This window comes from Paenibacillus sp. FSL K6-1096, from assembly GCF_037977055.1.
GTDB lineage: Bacteria > Bacillota > Bacilli > Paenibacillales > Paenibacillaceae > Paenibacillus_AQ.
In genome coordinates this window covers 2,865,666-2,882,909 of sequence record NZ_CP150274.1, presented here as the reverse complement: position 1 = coordinate 2,882,909, position 17,244 = coordinate 2,865,666, and the positions used below count along the sequence as shown (strand labels likewise).

Sequence of the window (17,244 nt, the reverse complement as noted above, 5' to 3'; positions counted from 1 at the left end):
GCTCCAGTATTACATTCCGGCTGCGTCCTCCAGGCCATCATCCAGCCAGGCAGAATCGCGGACTTCCTTGCCTTCGGCGCTGCTCTGGCTGAGCAATTCAGAGACGGTCACGAACTCATACCCCTGGCTGCGCAGCTGATCAATAATTTGCGGCAGAGCTTCATGGGTCTGTTTGCAGGAATCACTGGCATGGAGGAGCACGATATCTCCGGGATGCGCTTTGGTTGTCACGCGCTTTACGATATTATCCACACCTATGTTCTTCCAGTCCAGTGAGTCCGTGTCCCATTGAATGACTTTGTAGCCTAAGTCGGTGGCAACCTGCAATACCCTTTTGTCAAAATCGCCGTTAGGCATTCTGATCAGATTGGGCTGTGTGCCCGTCAGCTCGGTCAATACCGTGTGGGCGGTGGAGATTTGGGTACGGATTTCCTCGTTACTAAGCGTACTGTAGTTGACATGCTTGTGGCCGTGGCTGCCGATCTCGAACCCGGCGTTTTTGATGCTTGCTACGATGTCGGGATGAGTCTTGCTCCAGGGGGATGACAGGAAGAAGGTTGCCTTATCCACCTTTTTGTCCTCCAGCACCTTCAGAATCGGCTCAGGCCGTTTCTCCCCCCAACTGATATCGAAGGTTAGAGCAATCAGCTTCTTTTCCGTCGGCACACTGTAAATGGCGGAAGGGGCCGCTTCAGAGAACACGGTGATGTTGCCCCTCTCCACATACACGACGCCGGCGGTCAGAAGCGCAGCAGCAAAGATGTACAGGAACCGTTTTATCTTTTTGCCGCTGATTACATAAAAAGAATTCATAATCTCAGCGCTCCTCTCCCAAGCGAAATGCTTGTTTGTTCTAAATGTATGCTCGTACCGGAAGCTTATGACCTCAGATATGAATCCCGCTAACCTAAATCCCTATGAAGCGCCATCGAATACAGGAGGTACGCATGTTATCTTTCAGAACCTTTATTAAAGACCTTGGCACGATCCGCACATCAATGCTGCTGGCTGCTCTACTGTTCATCGCCGGAGGGGTTGCAGGCTGGGTCGGCACAGGAGATCTGCAGCAGCTGTTATATCAGCAACTGCAGGGGCTTGGCCAGATCAGCGGGGATCTTAGAGAATCGTCCAACCCGCAGCTGAGCTTTTTCATATTTATTTTCCTGAACAACAGCATCAAGAGCGTGGTCATTATTTTTCTGGGAGCACTGCTTGGAATCTTGCCGGCCTTATTCCTGTTGATTAACGGGGCAGTGATCGGTTACCTCATTCATCTGAATGCCATTCAGGGCCAGGATCTGTTCACCTTGATTGTAAAAGGTCTGCTGCCGCATGGAATTATCGAGATTCCGGCAATCATCATCGCCTGTGCCTTCGGGCTGAAGTTCGGCAGCAGGGTGCTGTCAGCGCTCTTCAGAGCGGGGCGGCGTAGTGTGGGAGAGGCAAACGGGTGGCCGGACTTTATGCGGCAGACACTGACGGCATCCATCTGGATTGTCATTCTGCTGTTCGTTGCAGCGATTATTGAGAGCACAATTACATTTTGGCTTTTATCATAAAATTGCCGGGATTTGTGCATAACAGTAAAGCCGAAACATTTGGGTCTATTGCCAGGTAAGCAAAAGGGAGGCCATAACTGGAATTTTCTTATGATTATGGTTATAGATTCAGTAGTCCGGTTAATCAAGTGTAAGTACATTAATCAGAGCTTCCACATCAAATGACTGCTCCGGGAACAGAACAATGCATTTGATGTTGCTTAATAACTTAGAATTACATGAAGGAGGCCAAGCTTATGCTGGGAATGCTGTTCAACGAGAAAGAATGCAAGGAGCTCGACTATGTCTTGCGCAAAGAACTGGATGAGATGCTTCTGGATATGAGTGACCAGCGTCTGGACCAGAACATTAGACACGCCATCGCTAATCGATATAAAACGGTATTCCGGATGTATGCACGTTTCGCTCCGCAAAAAGAGCTGTCCAAATATGCTTGGGGAGGACGCTCCTCGCAGTTCAAACATTAAGCGGGAAAGGCCTTTTAGCATCAAAGGAAAATTAATTAACTGAATTGCTTGACGAACAGGGAGCCGACATGATACATTATATCTCGCGCTCCTTTTGATTGTTTCAAGAGAAGCCGCAGGCAAGAAAATTTGAAAAATAACTTTTTCAAAAAAAAGCTTGCCAAACAACGAAACACTATGATATATTATAAAGGTCGCCGCTGAGATGCGGTGAAGAGCTGAAATGAGACATTGATCTTTGAAAACTGAACAACGAGTGAGTGGAAATCACCTTGGTGATTTCAAAAAAATGATGAATTTCACAGCGTCTTGTACGCTTTAGAAATCTTATCTTGAGAATGCAAATTCTCGTCAGATGTTTCAAAATGAGCTATCGCTCTTTCAATACCTAATTGGAGAGTTTGATCCTGGCTCAGGACGAACGCTGGCGGCGTGCCTAATACATGCAAGTCGAGCGGAGTCTTGTTGGAAGCTTGCTTCCAACTTGGCTTAGCGGCGGACGGGTGAGTAACACGTAGGCAACCTGCCCCTAAGACTGGGATAACTACCGGAAACGGTAGCTAATACCGGATAATCTCTTCCCTCTCCTGAGGGAAGAATGAAAGGCGGAGCAATCTGCCGCTTAGGGATGGGCCTGCGGCGCATTAGCTAGTTGGCGGGGTAACGGCCCACCAAGGCGACGATGCGTAGCCGACCTGAGAGGGTGAACGGCCACACTGGGACTGAGACACGGCCCAGACTCCTACGGGAGGCAGCAGTAGGGAATCTTCCGCAATGGGCGACAGCCTGACGGAGCAACGCCGCGTGAGTGATGAAGGTTTTCGGATCGTAAAGCTCTGTTGCCAGGGAAGAACGTCCGGTAGAGTAACTGCTGCCGGAGTGACGGTACCTGAGAAGAAAGCCCCGGCTAACTACGTGCCAGCAGCCGCGGTAATACGTAGGGGGCAAGCGTTGTCCGGAATTATTGGGCGTAAAGCGCGCGCAGGCGGCTATTTAAGTCTGGTGTTTAAACCTTGGGCTCAACCTGGGGTCGCACTGGAAACTGGGTGGCTTGAGTACAGAAGAGGAAAGTGGAATTCCACGTGTAGCGGTGAAATGCGTAGAGATGTGGAGGAACACCAGTGGCGAAGGCGACTTTCTGGGCTGTAACTGACGCTGAGGCGCGAAAGCGTGGGGAGCAAACAGGATTAGATACCCTGGTAGTCCACGCCGTAAACGATGAGTGCTAGGTGTTAGGGGTTTCGATACCCTTGGTGCCGAAGTTAACACAGTAAGCACTCCGCCTGGGGAGTACGGTCGCAAGACTGAAACTCAAAGGAATTGACGGGGACCCGCACAAGCAGTGGAGTATGTGGTTTAATTCGAAGCAACGCGAAGAACCTTACCAGGTCTTGACATCCAACTAACGAAGCAGAGATGCATCAGGTGCCCTTCGGGGAAAGTTGAGACAGGTGGTGCATGGTTGTCGTCAGCTCGTGTCGTGAGATGTTGGGTTAAGTCCCGCAACGAGCGCAACCCTTGACTTTAGTTGCCAGCAGGTAAGGCTGGGCACTCTAGAGTGACTGCCGGTGACAAACCGGAGGAAGGTGGGGATGACGTCAAATCATCATGCCCCTTATGACCTGGGCTACACACGTACTACAATGGCCGGTACAACGGGAAGCGAAGCCGCGAGGTGGAGCCAATCCCAGCAAAGCCGGTCTCAGTTCGGATTGCAGGCTGCAACTCGCCTGCATGAAGTCGGAATTGCTAGTAATCGCGGATCAGCATGCCGCGGTGAATACGTTCCCGGGTCTTGTACACACCGCCCGTCACACCACGAGAGTTTACAACACCCGAAGTCGGTGGGGTAACCCGCAAGGGAGCCAGCCGCCGAAGGTGGGGTAGATGATTGGGGTGAAGTCGTAACAAGGTAGCCGTATCGGAAGGTGCGGCTGGATCACCTCCTTTCTATGGAGAATCGTCACCTGAAACAGTGACATTCAAATCGGAAGCTTAGCTTCCATTAGAGCCTTCGGGTTCACACACTCACTCGTGTTCAGTTTTGAAAGAGCAAGTCTCTTTCAACAACGTTTGGTGGCGATAGCGGAGGGGTTCCACACGTACCCATCCCGAACACGACCGTTAAGCCCTCCAGCGCCGATGGTACTTGGACCGAAGGGTCCTGGGAGAGTAGGACGCCGCCAAGCGGATCATTCATTCGTGAATGCATCCAATAGAAGTTTTGTTATATGGGCTTTTAGCTCAGTTGGTTAGAGCGCACCTCTGATAAGGGTGAGGTCGGTGGTTCGAGTCCACCAAGGCCCACCATATAACACTACAAATTAACTTGAATATGGGGCCATAGCTCAGCTGGGAGAGCGCCTGCCTTGCAAGCAGGAGGTCAGCGGTTCGATCCCGCTTGGCTCCACCAATTATGTTTTACAAGAGTATATGCAAGACCTTGATCCTTGAAAACTGGATACCGAAACGAATTTGCGTTTTAGAACATTCCTTTAAGCTGAACTTGTGTAAGCAAGTTTGAATTATAGTGATGCTGAGCGATTTTCCTTCTGGAAAACGCATTGGTTAAGCTATTAAGAGCACACGGAGGATGCCTAGGCGCCAGGAGCCGACGAAGGACGTGGCGAACAACGAAACTGCCTCGGGGAGCTGTAAGCAAGCTTTGATCCGGGGGTGTCCGAATGGGGAAACCCAGCTGTGGTAATGCACAGTTACTCGTATCTGAATACATAGGATACGCAGAGGCAGACCAGGGGAACTGAAACATCTAAGTACCCTGAGGAAGAGAAAACAATAGTGATTCCGTCAGTAGCGGCGAGCGAACGCGGAACAGCCTAAACCAAGGGGCTTGCCCCTTGGGGTTGTGGGACGTCTCACATGGAGTTACAAAAGGTTAAGGTAGGCGAAGAGGTCTGGAAAGGCCCGCGATAGAGGTAAAAGCCCTGTAGCCAAAAGTTTAACCCCTCCGAGACGGATCCCGAGTAGTGCGGGGCACGTGAAACCCCGTATGAATCCGGCAGGACCATCTGCTAAGGCTAAATACTACCTGGCGACCGATAGTGAATCAGTACCGTGAGGGAAAGGTGAAAAGCACCCCGGAAGGGGAGTGAAATAGAACCTGAAACCGTGTGCTTACAAAAAGTCAGAGTCCTCTATATGGATGATGGCGTGCCTTTTGTAGAATGAACCGGCGAGTTACGTTCAACATGCAAGGTTAAGGTGAGAAGCCGGAGCCGCAGCGAAAGCGAGTCTGAATAGGGCGACTAAGTATGTGGGCGTAGACCCGAAACCGTGTGATCTACCCCTGTCCAGGGTGAAGGTGCGGTAACACGCACTGGAGGCCCGAACCCACGTACGTTGAAAAGTGCGGGGATGAGGTGGGGGTAGCGGAGAAATTCCAATCGAACTCGGAGATAGCTGGTTCTCCCCGAAATAGCTTTAGGGCTAGCCTCGGTGAATGGAGTGGTGGAGGTAGAGCACTGATTGGGTGCGGGGCCCGCAAGGGTTACCAAGCTCAGTCAAACTCCGAATGCCACTTACTTCTTGCCGGGAGTCAGACAGTGAGTGCTAAGATCCATTGTCAAAAGGGAAACAGCCCAGACCATCAGCTAAGGTCCCCAAGTGTGTGTTAAGTGGGAAAGGATGTGGAGTTGCACAGACAACCAGGATGTTGGCTTAGAAGCAGCCACCATTGAAAGAGTGCGTAATAGCTCACTGGTCGAGTGACTCTGCGCCGAAAATGTAACGGGGCTAAACACACCACCGAAGCTATGGCTTGATGCTTTGCATCAGGGGTAGGGGAGCGTTGTATGTAGGTTGAAGGTGTACCGTAAGGAGCGCTGGACAGCATACAAGTGAGAATGCCGGTATGAGTAACGAAAAGATCAGTGAGAATCTGATCCGCCGAAAGCCCAAGGTTTCCTGAGGAAGGCTCGTCCGCTCAGGGTAAGTCGGGACCTAAGGCGAGGCCGACAGGCGTAGTCGAAGGACAACAGTTTGAAATTACTGTACCACCGTAATCCGTTATGAGCGATGGGGTGACGCAGGAGGGTAGTGACGCGGACTGATGGATGTCCGTCTAAGCAGTGAGGCTGGTGTGCAGGCAAATCCGCACATCATAAGGCTGGGCTGTGATGGGGAGCGAAAATTACAGTAGCGAAGGTCATGATCTCACACTGCCAAGAAAAGCCTCTAGTCAGGAGAAGGTGCCCGTACCGCAAACCGACACAGGTAGGCGAGAAGAGAATTCTAAGGCGCGCGGAAGAACTCTCGTTAAGGAACTCGGCAAAATGACCCCGTAACTTCGGGAGAAGGGGTGCCTCGGTAGGGTGAATAGCCCGAGGGGGCCGCAGTGAAAAGGCCCAAGCGACTGTTTAGCAAAAACACAGGTCTGTGCGAAGCCGCAAGGCGAAGTATACGGGCTGACGCCTGCCCGGTGCTGGAAGGTTAAGGGGAGTGGTTAGGGAGCAATCCCGAAGCTATGAACCGAAGCCCCAGTAAACGGCGGCCGTAACTATAACGGTCCTAAGGTAGCGAAATTCCTTGTCAGGTAAATTCTGACCCGCACGAATGGCGTAACGACTTGGGCGCTGTCTCAACGAGAGATCCGGTGAAATTTTAATACCTGTGAAGATGCAGGTTACCCGCGACAAGACGGAAAGACCCCATGGAGCTTTACTGCAGCTTGATATTGAATTTGGGTACGATCTGTACAGGATAGGTGGGAGCCGTGGAAAGCGGAGCGCAAGCTTCGCTGGAGGCGCCGTTGGGATACCACCCTGATCGTATCTAGGTTCTAACCTGGTACCCTAAGCGGGTACGGGGACCGTGTCAGGCGGGCAGTTTGACTGGGGCGGTCGCCTCCTAAAGAGTAACGGAGGCGTTCAAAGGTTCCCTCAGAATGGTTGGAAATCATTCGAAGAGTGCAAAGGCAGAAGGGAGCTTGACTGCGAGACCTACAAGTCGAGCAGGGACGAAAGTCGGACTTAGTGATCCGGTGGTACCGCATGGAAGGGCCATCGCTCAACGGATAAAAGCTACCCTGGGGATAACAGGCTTATCTCCCCCAAGAGTCCACATCGACGGGGAGGTTTGGCACCTCGATGTCGGCTCATCGCATCCTGGGGCTGAAGTAGGTCCCAAGGGTTGGGCTGTTCGCCCATTAAAGCGGTACGCGAGCTGGGTTCAGAACGTCGTGAGACAGTTCGGTCCCTATCTGTCGTGGGCGCAGGAAATTTGAGAGGAGCTGTCCTTAGTACGAGAGGACCGGGATGGACGTACCGCTGGTGCACCAGTTGTTCCGCCAGGAGCATGGCTGGGTAGCTACGTACGGACGGGATAAGCGCTGAAAGCATCTAAGCGTGAAGCCCCCCTCAAGATGAGATTTCCCAGTATGTAAGACCCCTTGAAGACGACGAGGTAGATAGGTTGGAGGTGGAAGTGCAGCAATGCATGGAGCTGACCAATACTAATCGGTCGAGGGCTTATCCAATAAACTAACACACAAATTCGTTTCGGATTCAGTTTTCAGGCGATTAAGCCTGTAATCGTTTGGTGGCGATAGCGGAAGGGTTCCACGCGTACCCATCCCGAACACGACCGTTAAGCCTTCCAGCGCCGATGGTACTTGGACCGAAGGGTCCTGGGAGAGTAGGACGCCGCCAAGCGGATAATATTCCCTGATAGCTCAGTTGGTAGAGCACTCGACTGTTAATCGAGTTGTCACAGGTTCGAGTCCTGTTCGGGGAGCCATGCTCTCATAGCTCAGCAGGTAGAGTGCTTCCATGGTAAGGAAGAGGTCACCGGTTCGAATCCGGTTGAGAGCTCCACTAATTAAGGCCCGTTGGTCAAGGGGTTAAGACACCTCCCTTTCACGGAGGTAACATGGGTTCGAATCCCATACGGGTCACCATTATTATGGGATGAGAAATCCCTGGGTTCGTTGGAGCATAAGCTTCGTTAGGAACACTTCGCAATCTCGTAACGGAGTGAAGAGTATCCCATACGGGTCACCATTTTTGAAATTATTGTACATATGGAGGCTTAGCTCAGCTGGGAGAGCATCTGCCTTACAAGCAGAGGGTCGGGGGTTCGAACCCCTCAGCCTCCACCATAATGTCCTTGATATATGAGTGTGATTGTGGGCATTATATAGTTATTATTGTAGGGGATTAGCCAAGCGGTAAGGCAACGGACTCTGACTCCGTCATCATAGGTTCGAATCCTATATCCCCTGCCAAATTTGAGCCATTAGCTCAGTTGGTAGAGCACCTGACTTTTAATCAGGGTGTCGAAGGTTCGAGTCCTTCATGGCTCACTTGATTTGCTTCCATGCGCGTGTGGCGGAATGGCAGACGCACCAGACTTAGGATCTGGCGTCGTAAGACGTGGGGGTTCAAGTCCCTTCACGCGCACCATATTATTATGCGGACGTGGCTCAGCGGTAGAGCATCGCCTTGCCAAGGCGAGGGTCGCGGGTTCGATTCCCGTCGTCCGCTCCATAATTTTGCGCCCTTAGCTCAGCTGGATAGAGCGTTTGACTACGAATCAAAAGGTCGGGAGTTCGAATCTCTCAGGGCGCGCCATTATAGCATCATTGAATTATCTAAGTGTCAATATTTTTGTTTTATAGGCTTTAAATAACGGGATGTAGCTCAGCTTGGTAGAGCACCTGGTTTGGGACCAGGGGGTCGCATGTTCAAATCGTGTCATCCCGATACTTCATCTGTGCGGGTGTAGTTCAATGGTAGAACTTCAGCCTTCCAAGCTGATAGCGTGGGTTCGATTCCCATCACCCGCTCCATATACAATTTTATAATTTCGGGATGTAGCTCAGCTTGGTAGAGCACCTGGTTTGGGACCAGGGGGTCGCATGTTCAAATCGTGTCATCCCGATTCCACAGCTCATCGCTGACATTGAACTCTTACTTCGGTAAGAGTTTTTTGTGTTTAAGGAATTAGCCCACCCTAGCCCCGGATGCAAATCAAAAGGATAAATCCATTAAGGAGCGTGCTCACAGTAATGGCTTAAAGAGAGTAATAAAGAGCAATAGTGCACCTGATTCCAGCAGATGTTAGCTAAATGAGCCAATGAGGAGCAGAAGTGCACTTGAATCCAGCAAACGTTAGCTAAATGAGCCAATGAGGAGCAGAAGTGCACCAGGTTCCAGCAGATGTTAGCTAAATGATCTAATGAGGAGCATTGATGCACCAGATTCCAACAGAAGTTAGCTAGATGAGCCAATAAGGAGCACTAATGCACCTGATTCCAGCAGAAGTTGGCTAGACAAGCCAATGATGAGCACTAGTGCACCCCATCACGCCGGCAGCCCGCTGAAGCTATCTATCGGAGAGTACGCCGGGGGCAACTTTTTCACCTCATGAATAGAACGTACGTTCTATTGATCCTCCGAAAAAAAGACAACCTCTGCCGGGATGCCGATTCGTGCATAATAGCTCTGGACGGATTCATCTTGTTCGATGGGAGTGCCGGCTGATAATAGCTTCACGGCGAACAGGTTGGCTTGCCGCTCCAGCTTCCCTGGCGGGAAATAGGAATGCTCCTCCAGAAAAAAACGGTTCACCCCTTTGTGCAGGCGGTCATGGGCCAATTCATGAGCACAGACAAACCGCTGCCATTCCAGAGGTAATTGATGATGAATGACGATGAATCTTCTTCTTAGTTTACGGTAATATAGGCCCTTGGTGACTTCACCCAGATTCATGAACCTGACGTGAATGCCGAGTGCTTCGGCCAGCTCGAACGGGTTGTTGGTTTTATATTTTGTGACCAGACGCTTGATTAGTTCATCCATATTCTTCACCCGCAGCATCTTCATAGTAATAGGCTTGTCTGGTTATTCCCCGGAACGCGGGTCGCGTTTGGGCTTGGGGGTTCTTTTGTTCATTTGCTTGGCTTCCCAGAACAGGCCGGTTAACACATCCTTGATCCGCTGCTTATCTTCCTTATTCAACGGAATCCCGTCAAACATCAGCTCACCGTCGTCCTCAAGCATCTGCCGGAAATCCCGCTTATCCTTACTTGTCGCCCATTCAGGGATAGTCCCCTCAGCAGGGATGTCAGCTCCAGTTAAATAACCGGCCTTACCCATTAGTTCCTCATAAGAGACCCCTGTCGCTTCAGCAATCTTACGCAGGGTAGCCGGCTTAGGAACACCTCTGAGTCCGTTCTCAATCCGTGAAATTTGTGCTCCGCTGATTCCGGCAAGGGCAGCCAGCTGATTAATGGTCAGTCCCTTTCCCTCCCGAAGCTGCCGCAGATAGTTCCCAAATTCCTCTGCCATCGTTAACCACTCCTTATCGCCTAATAGACTGTTGTAATTAATATACGCCATTTATGCCATTAGGTAAACAATAAAGTGAAATTCATTGCCAAATGGTAATAATGTGAGATATGAGTATGTTTATGCTGCAAAACGGCCTGAAATGGGATTTTACGAATAGGGCAGCCAAGTGGTATATTATTGAAAAAGGCGAACGCTATACGAACAAATAGAATTTTACCACATTTGGCCGGAAAGATCCGCAATAAAGTTCAACAATCTGCTCAACATCAAAGGAGTGCTGCAAATGATGATTCTATCCTCGTTGCCCGAGCTTGACCGCCGTCTGACTCAGGTCGCTATAGAGAATATGCTGGAGAAATACCGGATTTTCAAGACGGTAACATTTGAGGCTAAGGAGGCGGCTGTTACCTACTCTTATACAGAACGGTTCCATGGAGCAACAAATTCGGTTTCTGATCAGACTGGCGCTATTGCTACCTATAATGTGGACGTGCCTGCCGCCCGAAGAGCCTATTGTGAGATGATCGACTCCGTCGTTGAACGGCTTACGCAGCGGGAGCAGCAGCTGGTCCGGGAGAGATATATGCGCAGAGAGGAGAGCTACGACTATACCATCTATAATCATGTATTTGATCCTCCGGTCAGCAAGGACACTTATGTGAAAATAAGGTCCAAGGCGTTCTATAAGATGGCGCTGGCGCTCGCCGATCTGCAGCTTCTGTCTCTGGCTTCACTGGTGAAGCCTCCAGCCGGGGCGGCTAAGGGCAAGAAGCGTGTGTGAAAAGATGGCGGCTACATCGATTGGAAGCAAGTAAGCTGAGCTGACAAAGTGGCATAGGAGAATAAGAGGACTGTAAGCAACGGATATCTTCCTGTTCAGGAGGGTATCCGTTTTTGTATGCAGGAAGCTTCCGGGTCCCGCTCTTCACCATCCCGAAACCCGCCGTAAGTCATCTCTATCTTATCCGTAATAGCGCCTGCGTAAGGTCTCAGGGGGGCTATGATTATAACATGGCAAATGAAGCAAAAGGACACCGCAGGAGCATGAATGCTCTACGTCATCCAGCCTGCAAGGGCTGGTATACAGACGCGGTGAAAGCTCCTTCAGCCGTTGCCTAATCGGAAGGCAGGAGGGATTCACATCTATCCATGAGAGGAAGGAAGGCATGACGGTACAACAATTGCGGGAGCATCTCACGGCTGCACTGACTCAGTTTTTCCCGGAAGTTCCTGTCTATGTTGAGGGAGACAAGCCGGAGACAGCTTACTTCAGGCTGGAGCTGATCTCAGCCACCTATGACCGGCAGCGCGAGGGCAGGTATATGGCGGTGTACCGTTTCGGTATCCGCTATGAGCAGGGAAGCCGGCTTGCCGCCGAAGCGATGGCTGACGGTTTGTGTGAGGCGCTGGCAGCTGGCGAGAGCAGCGATCCGGCTTTTCGGATTATGCGCCAGTCCTGGGAGGCGGGGGCAGAGGGAGAGAGTGCGCTGTTCACAGCGGACTATATGCTTTATCTCCAGAGGCAGAAGCCGCCGGAGGGTGAAGCAGAACTGATGGGGCACTTCACAGAAGGGACGCGGCTCAAATGAGTGCTATGGACATGCAGGTAAGGGGCCAGAGCAGCGGCGGAGGAGGCCCGGATGCTTTTGGCAAAAGGCAGCTTCGGGAGTCAGCCCTGTTCAAGCCTGGGGAGAAGGATGTGCTGGAGGTTGTGCTGCAAGAGGGCATGAGCTACACACTGGCGGAGGCTACACAATTAATTGAGCTGTATCTAAATAAGGAGGTTATCTAATGGCTGGAGGAACATGGACAACACAAAACAAGGTGCGTCCGGGGGTCTACGTGAACGTGGCTTCGAACGGCATTGTAGCAGGTAAAATGGGGGAACGCGGTACGGCGGCCCTGGCGCTGGCGCTGCCTTGGGGTCCCGCAGGAGTCATCGTGAAGCTTACGGCGCAGGAGGATTTCCGGCAAAAGCTGGGCTACGACCTGACGGCTCCTGAGCTGCTGGCGGTAAAAGAGGTGCTGAAGCGGGCAGGCACACTGCTGCTCTATCGCTTGAATGAGGGCGTGAAGGCTGCTGTGACCAATAACGGCATTCAGGCAACAGCGCGGTATGGCGGGGAGCGCGGCAATGCGCTGAAGATTGTGATTGAGAAAAATATTAGCGACACCACCCAGTTCGACGTACGTACGCTGCTGGACGGGGCCGAGGTGGACAAGCAGACGGTAAGCGCTGCTGCCGGTCTGGCTGCAAATGCTTATGTGGAATTTAAGCCGGCTGAATCCGGTGCGCTGACGGTTACGGCCGGACTGCCGCTGTCAGGCGGTGCGAATGGTGTGGTAACGAATGCGGAGCATAGCGATTTCCTGTCGGCGCTGGAGGTTCAGGACTTCCAGACGGTGGGTCTGATCTCGGAGGACAACTCGCTGAAGTCGCTGTACAGCGCTTATGTGAAGCGTCTGCGGAATACGGAAGGCAAGAAGGTGCAGGCAGTTCTGTCCGATTACGCCATGGCTGACCATGAAGGCATCATTAGTGTGGCTAACGGTGTGGTGCTGAGCGATGGAACCGTGGTGGATAAAGCTCATACCGTGGCTTGGGTAGCCGGTGCTACCGCCGCTGCTGCGGTGAATGAATCGCTCACTTATCAGGCTTATGATGATGCGGTGGATGCTGATGTGCGCTTCAGCCATTCCGAGACTGTAGCCGCCCTGTCGGGTGGGGAGCTGCTTTTCACCTATAATGGGGGCCGGGCTGTAGTGGAGCAGGACATCAACACCTTCACCTCCTTCTCGACGGATAAAGGCAAAGCCTTCTCCAAGAACCGTGTGCTGCGTGTGCTGGATGGGATTGCGAGCGATCTGAAGCGGATTTTTGAGAGCTACTTCATTGGCAAATTGCCGAACAATGAGGACGGGCGCGCGCTGTTCTGGTCCCAGTGTGTCACTTACATGAATGATCTGCAGAACCTTGGGGCGATTGAGAGCTTCAATGCGCAGAGCGACATTGTGGTGACTCCGGGAGCGGACAGTGACAGTGTAGTGCTGGAAGTAGCGGTCAAGCCGGTAGATTCCGTAGAAAAAGTATATATGAAAGTGAAGGTGGTCTAAGATGACATTCTTGAGAGCGAGCGATACACTGTCCGGCCAGGAGGGCCGGGCCTACGCCACAATTAACGGACAGACGGAGGAGATGTTCTATGTCAAAACCCTGGAAGCCACGGTGGAGAAGCAGAAGGCGGAAGTGAAGACGCTGGGACGCCGCGGAGTGCAGCATAAGGCCACCGGGTGGTCGGGCAGCGGTACGATGACGATTTTCTATATGACCAGCCGTTTCCGCCAGATGATGCTGGAGTACATGAAGACCGGGATTGACCAATACTTCAGCATTATCGTGACCAATGATGATCCGTCCTCTACCGTAGGGGCTCAGCGCATTATGCTGAAGGATGTCAATCTGGACAGCGTCATTATGGCTTCGCTGGATACGGAGTCCGATGCGCTTGAGGAAGAGGTTGCTTTTACCTTCGAGGATGTGGAACTGGTTCAGCCCTTCGCCGCTCCGGCGAATTCCGGCCAATAAGTATAACCAGGCAACCCCTTAGATCATGAAGGGAAGGTCCGGGCCGCAAAGAATCAGGGTTATCTTGGGTGCTTTGCGGCGGGCCGCTTCTCTGTCTACCAACTATAATATCCGGGAGGAATAATGATGAGTGATTTGAGCTTGTTTTTTGCGCAAAATGCAGCCAGTGATACCACGGAGGAATTCGCGGTCTCGCTGCGGTTCAAGAACAAGGAGGGGAATCCGGCCCTCTGGAAGCTGCGCAGCATGAATGAGGAGGAGAATCAGGAATGCCGCAAAGCGGCTACACGCAAGGTGAAGGGGAAGAACGGTACGTACACCACCGATATTGATCCCAATGAATATATGGCGAAGCTGATGACGGCCAGCATTGTGCATCCGGATCTGAAGAACACGGAGCTACAGCGTTCTTACGGGGTGATGGGCGCTGAAGCGCTGCTCCGCAAAATGCTGCTGCCCGGCGAATTCGCCGCGCTCGGAGAGCGGGTTCAGGCGCTGAACGGCTTCGCCACGGATATGAACGAGCTGGTGGATGAAGTAAAAAACTGATTAACGAGGGCGATGGCGAAGCCAATCTGGCCTACTACGCCCTCCACGAGCTGCACATTCTCCCGCACGAGCTGATGAAGCTCTCCGTCCGCGAACGTGCGGCGATCTATGCCATGATTGCAGTCCGCGTGGACAAGGAGAAGCGCGAGCGTGCGCGGAGCAAGGGGAAGAGAAGATGAAGGGGGTGAATGAATGGGAACTACAAGTACAGCTTTGGTTCCGGTAACAGCTTTAACCGTGTGGCAAAATATGAACTCACAATGGGACCGGCTGAACCAGAATTTCAACCGGGCCAGCCATTCACTTAATGATCTGCAGCAAATCCTCCAGCGGGTGTATGAAGAGAAAAACAAGTCTTTTATGGAGGGATTCATGCAGTCACAGGAAGCGGCCAGACGCCTGTCAGAGGAAGACGGGGCCTCCCGATCCAGCAGCTCTGCTGGCAGTTCAGATGGGGATGGTCCGCAGGGCAGTAATGTAAGAGACGCCAAGAACGGCTTCATGGCCAAAGTCCAAAAAATAATGAAGGCGCTGGATGTTAGCGGGTTCGAGTTAATCACATACGTGGGTGAAAAGGCTGTAGGGTATATATTGGACAAGAAAAAGGAGAACGCTGAGGCAGAGGAACAGGAGAAGGCAGAGAAAGAAAAAAAGGCAGCAGAACCGGGATTCCTCTCTAAGGCGAAGGATGCTCTAGGCGGGCTGGACCTTGGCAGCGTATTTGATAAGGTGAAAGAGTTGGGTACGAAAGCGGTAGTGGCCAACGCCTCTGAGCAAGATAAGGGGAAATGGGAAAAGCTGCAGGGCAATATGGATAATGCAGTAGCAATGATGGGCCAAAAAGCCATCGTGGTCTTACGCCCGATACTGGATACCCTGAATAACGCGTTTCAGTCTGAAGGCATGATGACAGCTCTTAATCTGATAGCGAATGGCTTCTTGGTCATTTCTGCTGTAATTAGCGAAGTGGTGGACGGTATCTTATATATGTTTACGGCATTCCAGCAGAACTGGGAGGTTATCGGGCCGATCCTGGCTGCGATTGCGTTTGTTTTTATTGCTGCGATGATTGTGCAGGTCTATGCGCTCGCCGCAGCCTGGCTGGTAGCCAACTGGCCCATTCTTCTGATCGTTGCTGCCGTGGCACTGCTGATTTATATTTTGCAGCAAGCGGGGGTATCCGTAGACGCAGTAGTAGCTTTTATCGGGGGAGCATTTGGCTGGCTGAGGGCAACGATAGAGAATTTTGTGATCGGCCTGTACAATAACTTCGTTTCCTTTGCAGACTTCTTCCGTAACTTGTTTGTTGACCCGACGTATGCGGTTCAGAAGCTGTTTTATGATCTGGCAACGAACTTCCTGGGCTTCATTTACCAAATGGCGTTAGGTGTTGAGACGTTTGCGGGAGGATTCGTCAAAGCCATAGCTGAGGGCATAAACTTCGTGCTTAAAGGAATTCAAAAGATGGCAGGGTGGCTGAGCAAATTTCCTGGTTTTCAATTCCTGGCCGACTTCAAACCCAACTTCCTTGATGTAGAGAACCCGCATGTCTTCAGTGATATGATCAAGAATGCTAAGGGCACTCTGGTTGAACCTAAGTCAACTAAGGATGTTTATAATTCCCCGAAGAAGGAATTCGTAGATACCTCCAAGAGCGTAGTGGAATATACTGGGAAAACTCAAGATATCGTTAAAAAATTTAATACCAAGCTGGAGCCGGTCAAGTCCAAGGATGAGCCTTCTCTGAATACTGCCCAGACCGCTGCCGCGAACATGAATAATATCAACAAGGTAGGCGAGGTAGGCAAGATCAGAGATAAGGTCGATGTCTCCAGCGATGATCTGGATATGCTGCGGGAGCTGGCGGAGATTCAGTCAATCCAGAATTTCGTTGAACTGACGCCTACGGTGCAGGTAACAACCGGTAATATTAATAATTCCGGCGATATTGACTCCATCATCACGAAGATCGGGCAAAAGCTGAAGGAGGAGTTCGTCTCTACGGCGCAGGGGGTGTACACGTAACATGGAGGAGTATGGCTTCTATCTTAGCTTCAACAACTATGAAGAGGTGATCCGGCTTCCGGTGAACCCTGAGACCCTGGAGATCAAGGAGAATGGGGACAGCAAAAGCTATACCATTGTTGATTTTGGCGAAATCAATGCGATTGCTTATCCCAAGCTGACGGAGATTACGATTGAGAGTATGTTTCCGGCACAATATTATCCGTTCGTGGTGTACTCCGGGGAGAATGCCGGCAAGCTGCTGAAGCCTTATGAATATGTGGAGCTGATCCGTAAATGGATGCTTAGCCGCAGGCCGGTGCGGTTTGTGTTCTCAGGACTCAAGCCGGCCCAGGTACAGGACACGCAGACTCCAGATTGGCTGAGGCAGGCCAGGGCGCAGGCGCAGCAGACTTTTACCGGGGATATTGGCATTAATATGGCGGTTAGCATCGAGAATTTCTCGTGGAAGCTCAGTGCGGGGTCTTCGGGAGATATTGAATATACGCTTGGACTCAAAAAGTATGTGTTCTATCAGGCGTTAGCCGTGAAGGTTGGCAAAACCGGCGGGGTGAAGACGCAGCCGAAGCGGGCGAGCGAGAAGACAGCACCTGCTACCTATACGCTCAAAGCCGGGGATACGCTCTGGTCGGTGGCTCAGAAGCAGCTCGGTGACGGCAGTAAGTACAAAACACTCCAAAAGCTGAACAATATCTCTGACAGCGAAACGAAAAAGCTGAAACCCGGCAGAGTGATCAAGCTGTCGTAGG

13 protein-coding genes, 14 tRNA genes and 4 rRNA genes are annotated in these 17,244 nt (G+C 51.6%); 28 read left to right on the top strand and 3 right to left on the bottom strand.

The window, feature by feature from the left end; all coding sequences use genetic code 11:
* Window positions 1-9 precede the first annotated feature (9 nt).
* On the bottom strand, window positions 10-813 hold the full coding sequence (gene pdaB / locus MHI24_RS12750; RefSeq protein ID WP_340025980.1) for a polysaccharide deacetylase family sporulation protein PdaB: 804 nt from the start codon (window positions 811-813) through the stop codon (window positions 10-12).
* Window positions 814-947: 134 nt separating this feature from the next.
* On the opposite strand from pdaB, the gene MHI24_RS12745 reads away from it, so the two are divergent.
* The 20 genes from MHI24_RS12745 to MHI24_RS12650 all read left to right on the top strand — a co-directional run bounded on the left by MHI24_RS12745 (window position 948) and on the right by MHI24_RS12650 (window position 8,923).
* Window positions 948-1,559: a stage II sporulation protein M gene (locus tag MHI24_RS12745; RefSeq protein WP_340025979.1), complete on the top strand. Its 612-nt coding sequence runs from the start codon at window positions 948-950 to the stop codon at window positions 1,557-1,559.
* Between the two features lie 236 nt (window positions 1,560-1,795).
* A complete protein-coding gene (locus tag MHI24_RS12740; RefSeq protein WP_036692450.1) occupies window positions 1,796-2,026 on the top strand; it encodes a hypothetical protein in 231 nt (76 codons plus the stop codon).
* 389 nt (window positions 2,027-2,415) lie between these two features.
* Window positions 2,416-3,976, top strand: a 16S ribosomal RNA gene (locus MHI24_RS12735).
* A 122-nt stretch (window positions 3,977-4,098) separates the two neighbouring features.
* Window positions 4,099-4,215, top strand: a 5S ribosomal RNA gene (rrf, locus tag MHI24_RS12730).
* Between the two features lie 44 nt (window positions 4,216-4,259).
* Window positions 4,260-4,336, top strand: a tRNA-Ile gene (locus MHI24_RS12725).
* 27 nt (window positions 4,337-4,363) lie between these two features.
* A tRNA-Ala gene (locus MHI24_RS12720) sits at window positions 4,364-4,439 on the top strand.
* A 153-nt stretch (window positions 4,440-4,592) separates the two neighbouring features.
* Window positions 4,593-7,520, top strand: a 23S ribosomal RNA gene (locus MHI24_RS12715).
* Between the two features lie 58 nt (window positions 7,521-7,578).
* Window positions 7,579-7,695: ribosomal RNA gene (gene rrf, locus MHI24_RS12710) — 5S ribosomal RNA — on the top strand.
* Together the 16S, 23S and 5S rRNA genes with 14 tRNA genes alongside form the textbook arrangement of a ribosomal RNA operon.
* Window positions 7,696-7,704: 9 nt before the next feature.
* Window positions 7,705-7,780 (top strand) — tRNA-Asn (locus tag MHI24_RS12705).
* Between the two features lies 1 nt (window position 7,781).
* Window positions 7,782-7,857: transfer RNA gene (locus tag MHI24_RS12700), tRNA-Thr, on the top strand.
* Between the two features lie 8 nt (window positions 7,858-7,865).
* Window positions 7,866-7,940 (top strand) — tRNA-Glu (locus MHI24_RS12695).
* Window positions 7,941-8,065: 125 nt separating this feature from the next.
* Window positions 8,066-8,141: transfer RNA gene (locus tag MHI24_RS12690), tRNA-Val, on the top strand.
* Window positions 8,142-8,193: 52 nt separating this feature from the next.
* Window positions 8,194-8,267: transfer RNA gene (locus tag MHI24_RS12685), tRNA-Gln, on the top strand.
* Between the two features lie 5 nt (window positions 8,268-8,272).
* Window positions 8,273-8,345: transfer RNA gene (locus tag MHI24_RS12680), tRNA-Lys, on the top strand.
* Between the two features lie 16 nt (window positions 8,346-8,361).
* Window positions 8,362-8,445: transfer RNA gene (locus MHI24_RS12675), tRNA-Leu, on the top strand.
* A gap of 9 nt (window positions 8,446-8,454) precedes the next feature.
* Window positions 8,455-8,529, top strand: a tRNA-Gly gene (locus tag MHI24_RS12670).
* 7 nt (window positions 8,530-8,536) lie between these two features.
* Window positions 8,537-8,613 (top strand) — tRNA-Arg (locus MHI24_RS12665).
* A 58-nt stretch (window positions 8,614-8,671) separates the two neighbouring features.
* A tRNA-Pro gene (locus MHI24_RS12660) sits at window positions 8,672-8,745 on the top strand.
* Window positions 8,746-8,757: 12 nt separating this feature from the next.
* Window positions 8,758-8,831 (top strand) — tRNA-Gly (locus MHI24_RS12655).
* Between the two features lie 18 nt (window positions 8,832-8,849).
* Window positions 8,850-8,923: transfer RNA gene (locus tag MHI24_RS12650), tRNA-Pro, on the top strand.
* Window positions 8,924-9,426: 503 nt separating this feature from the next.
* Here the strand turns inward: MHI24_RS12650 and MHI24_RS12645 are convergent.
* Together MHI24_RS12645 and MHI24_RS12640 are read right to left on the bottom strand one after the other, a co-directional pair.
* The gene (locus tag MHI24_RS12645; protein ID WP_340026672.1) at window positions 9,427-9,843 is read right to left on the bottom strand and encodes an ImmA/IrrE family metallo-endopeptidase; all 417 of its coding nucleotides are present in this window, start codon (window positions 9,841-9,843) and stop codon (window positions 9,427-9,429) included.
* Between the two features lie 42 nt (window positions 9,844-9,885).
* A complete protein-coding gene (locus tag MHI24_RS12640; RefSeq protein WP_340025978.1) occupies window positions 9,886-10,332 on the bottom strand; it encodes a helix-turn-helix domain-containing protein in 447 nt (148 codons plus the stop codon).
* 292 nt (window positions 10,333-10,624) lie between these two features.
* Between MHI24_RS12640 and MHI24_RS12635 the strand changes: the two genes are divergently transcribed.
* The 8 genes from MHI24_RS12635 to MHI24_RS12600 all read left to right on the top strand — a co-directional run bounded on the left by MHI24_RS12635 (window position 10,625) and on the right by MHI24_RS12600 (window position 17,243).
* Window positions 10,625-11,116 carry an ArpU family phage packaging/lysis transcriptional regulator gene (locus MHI24_RS12635; protein ID WP_340026671.1) on the top strand — a complete coding sequence of 164 codons (492 nt, stop codon included), beginning with the start codon at window positions 10,625-10,627 and terminating at the stop codon, window positions 11,114-11,116.
* Window positions 11,117-11,501: 385 nt separating this feature from the next.
* Entirely contained in the window at window positions 11,502-11,924 is a 423-nt protein-coding gene (locus MHI24_RS12630; protein WP_340025977.1) for a DUF6838 family protein, read from the top strand.
* A complete protein-coding gene (locus MHI24_RS12625; RefSeq protein WP_340025976.1) occupies window positions 11,921-12,127 on the top strand; it encodes a hypothetical protein in 207 nt (68 codons plus the stop codon). Before MHI24_RS12630 ends, MHI24_RS12625 begins: the two co-directional genes overlap by 4 nt.
* Complete coding sequence (locus MHI24_RS12620; RefSeq protein ID WP_340025975.1) at window positions 12,127-13,449, top strand: phage tail sheath family protein; 1,323 nt, start codon at window positions 12,127-12,129, stop codon at window positions 13,447-13,449. The genes MHI24_RS12625 and MHI24_RS12620 overlap by 1 nt, the downstream gene beginning before the upstream one ends.
* A 1-nt stretch (window position 13,450) precedes the next feature.
* A complete protein-coding gene (locus tag MHI24_RS12615; protein ID WP_238656204.1) occupies window positions 13,451-13,921 on the top strand; it encodes a phage tail tube protein in 471 nt (156 codons plus the stop codon).
* Window positions 13,922-14,047: 126 nt separating this feature from the next.
* Window positions 14,048-14,470, top strand: a complete 423-nt coding sequence (locus MHI24_RS12610; RefSeq protein WP_340026670.1) for a phage portal protein — start codon at window positions 14,048-14,050, stop codon at window positions 14,468-14,470.
* Between the two features lie 192 nt (window positions 14,471-14,662).
* Window positions 14,663-16,495: a hypothetical protein gene (locus MHI24_RS12605; protein WP_340025974.1), complete on the top strand. Its 1,833-nt coding sequence runs from the start codon at window positions 14,663-14,665 to the stop codon at window positions 16,493-16,495.
* Between the two features lies 1 nt (window position 16,496).
* Window positions 16,497-17,243 carry a LysM peptidoglycan-binding domain-containing protein gene (locus MHI24_RS12600; RefSeq protein ID WP_340025973.1) on the top strand — a complete coding sequence of 249 codons (747 nt, stop codon included), beginning with the start codon at window positions 16,497-16,499 and terminating at the stop codon, window positions 17,241-17,243.
* The last annotated feature ends 1 nt before the right edge of the window (window position 17,244 follow it).

Coding starts and splice junctions, on each gene's coding strand:
- pdaB (WP_340025980.1), bottom strand. CDS start 813: ATGAATTCTTTTTATGTAATCAGCGGCAAAAAGATAAAACGGTTCCTG.
- MHI24_RS12745 (WP_340025979.1), top strand. CDS start 948: ATGTTATCTTTCAGAACCTTTATTAAAGACCTTGGCACGATCCGCACA.
- MHI24_RS12740 (WP_036692450.1), top strand. CDS start 1,796: ATGCTGGGAATGCTGTTCAACGAGAAAGAATGCAAGGAGCTCGACTAT.
- MHI24_RS12645 (WP_340026672.1), bottom strand. CDS start 9,843: ATGGATGAACTAATCAAGCGTCTGGTCACAAAATATAAAACCAACAAC.
- MHI24_RS12640 (WP_340025978.1), bottom strand. CDS start 10,332: ATGGCAGAGGAATTTGGGAACTATCTGCGGCAGCTTCGGGAGGGAAAG.
- MHI24_RS12630 (WP_340025977.1), top strand. CDS start 11,502: ATGACGGTACAACAATTGCGGGAGCATCTCACGGCTGCACTGACTCAG.
- MHI24_RS12625 (WP_340025976.1), top strand. CDS start 11,921: ATGAGTGCTATGGACATGCAGGTAAGGGGCCAGAGCAGCGGCGGAGGA.
- MHI24_RS12620 (WP_340025975.1), top strand. CDS start 12,127: ATGGCTGGAGGAACATGGACAACACAAAACAAGGTGCGTCCGGGGGTC.
- MHI24_RS12615 (WP_238656204.1), top strand. CDS start 13,451: ATGACATTCTTGAGAGCGAGCGATACACTGTCCGGCCAGGAGGGCCGG.
- MHI24_RS12610 (WP_340026670.1), top strand. CDS start 14,048: ATGAGTGATTTGAGCTTGTTTTTTGCGCAAAATGCAGCCAGTGATACC.
- MHI24_RS12605 (WP_340025974.1), top strand. CDS start 14,663: ATGGGAACTACAAGTACAGCTTTGGTTCCGGTAACAGCTTTAACCGTG.
- MHI24_RS12600 (WP_340025973.1), top strand. CDS start 16,497: ATGGAGGAGTATGGCTTCTATCTTAGCTTCAACAACTATGAAGAGGTG.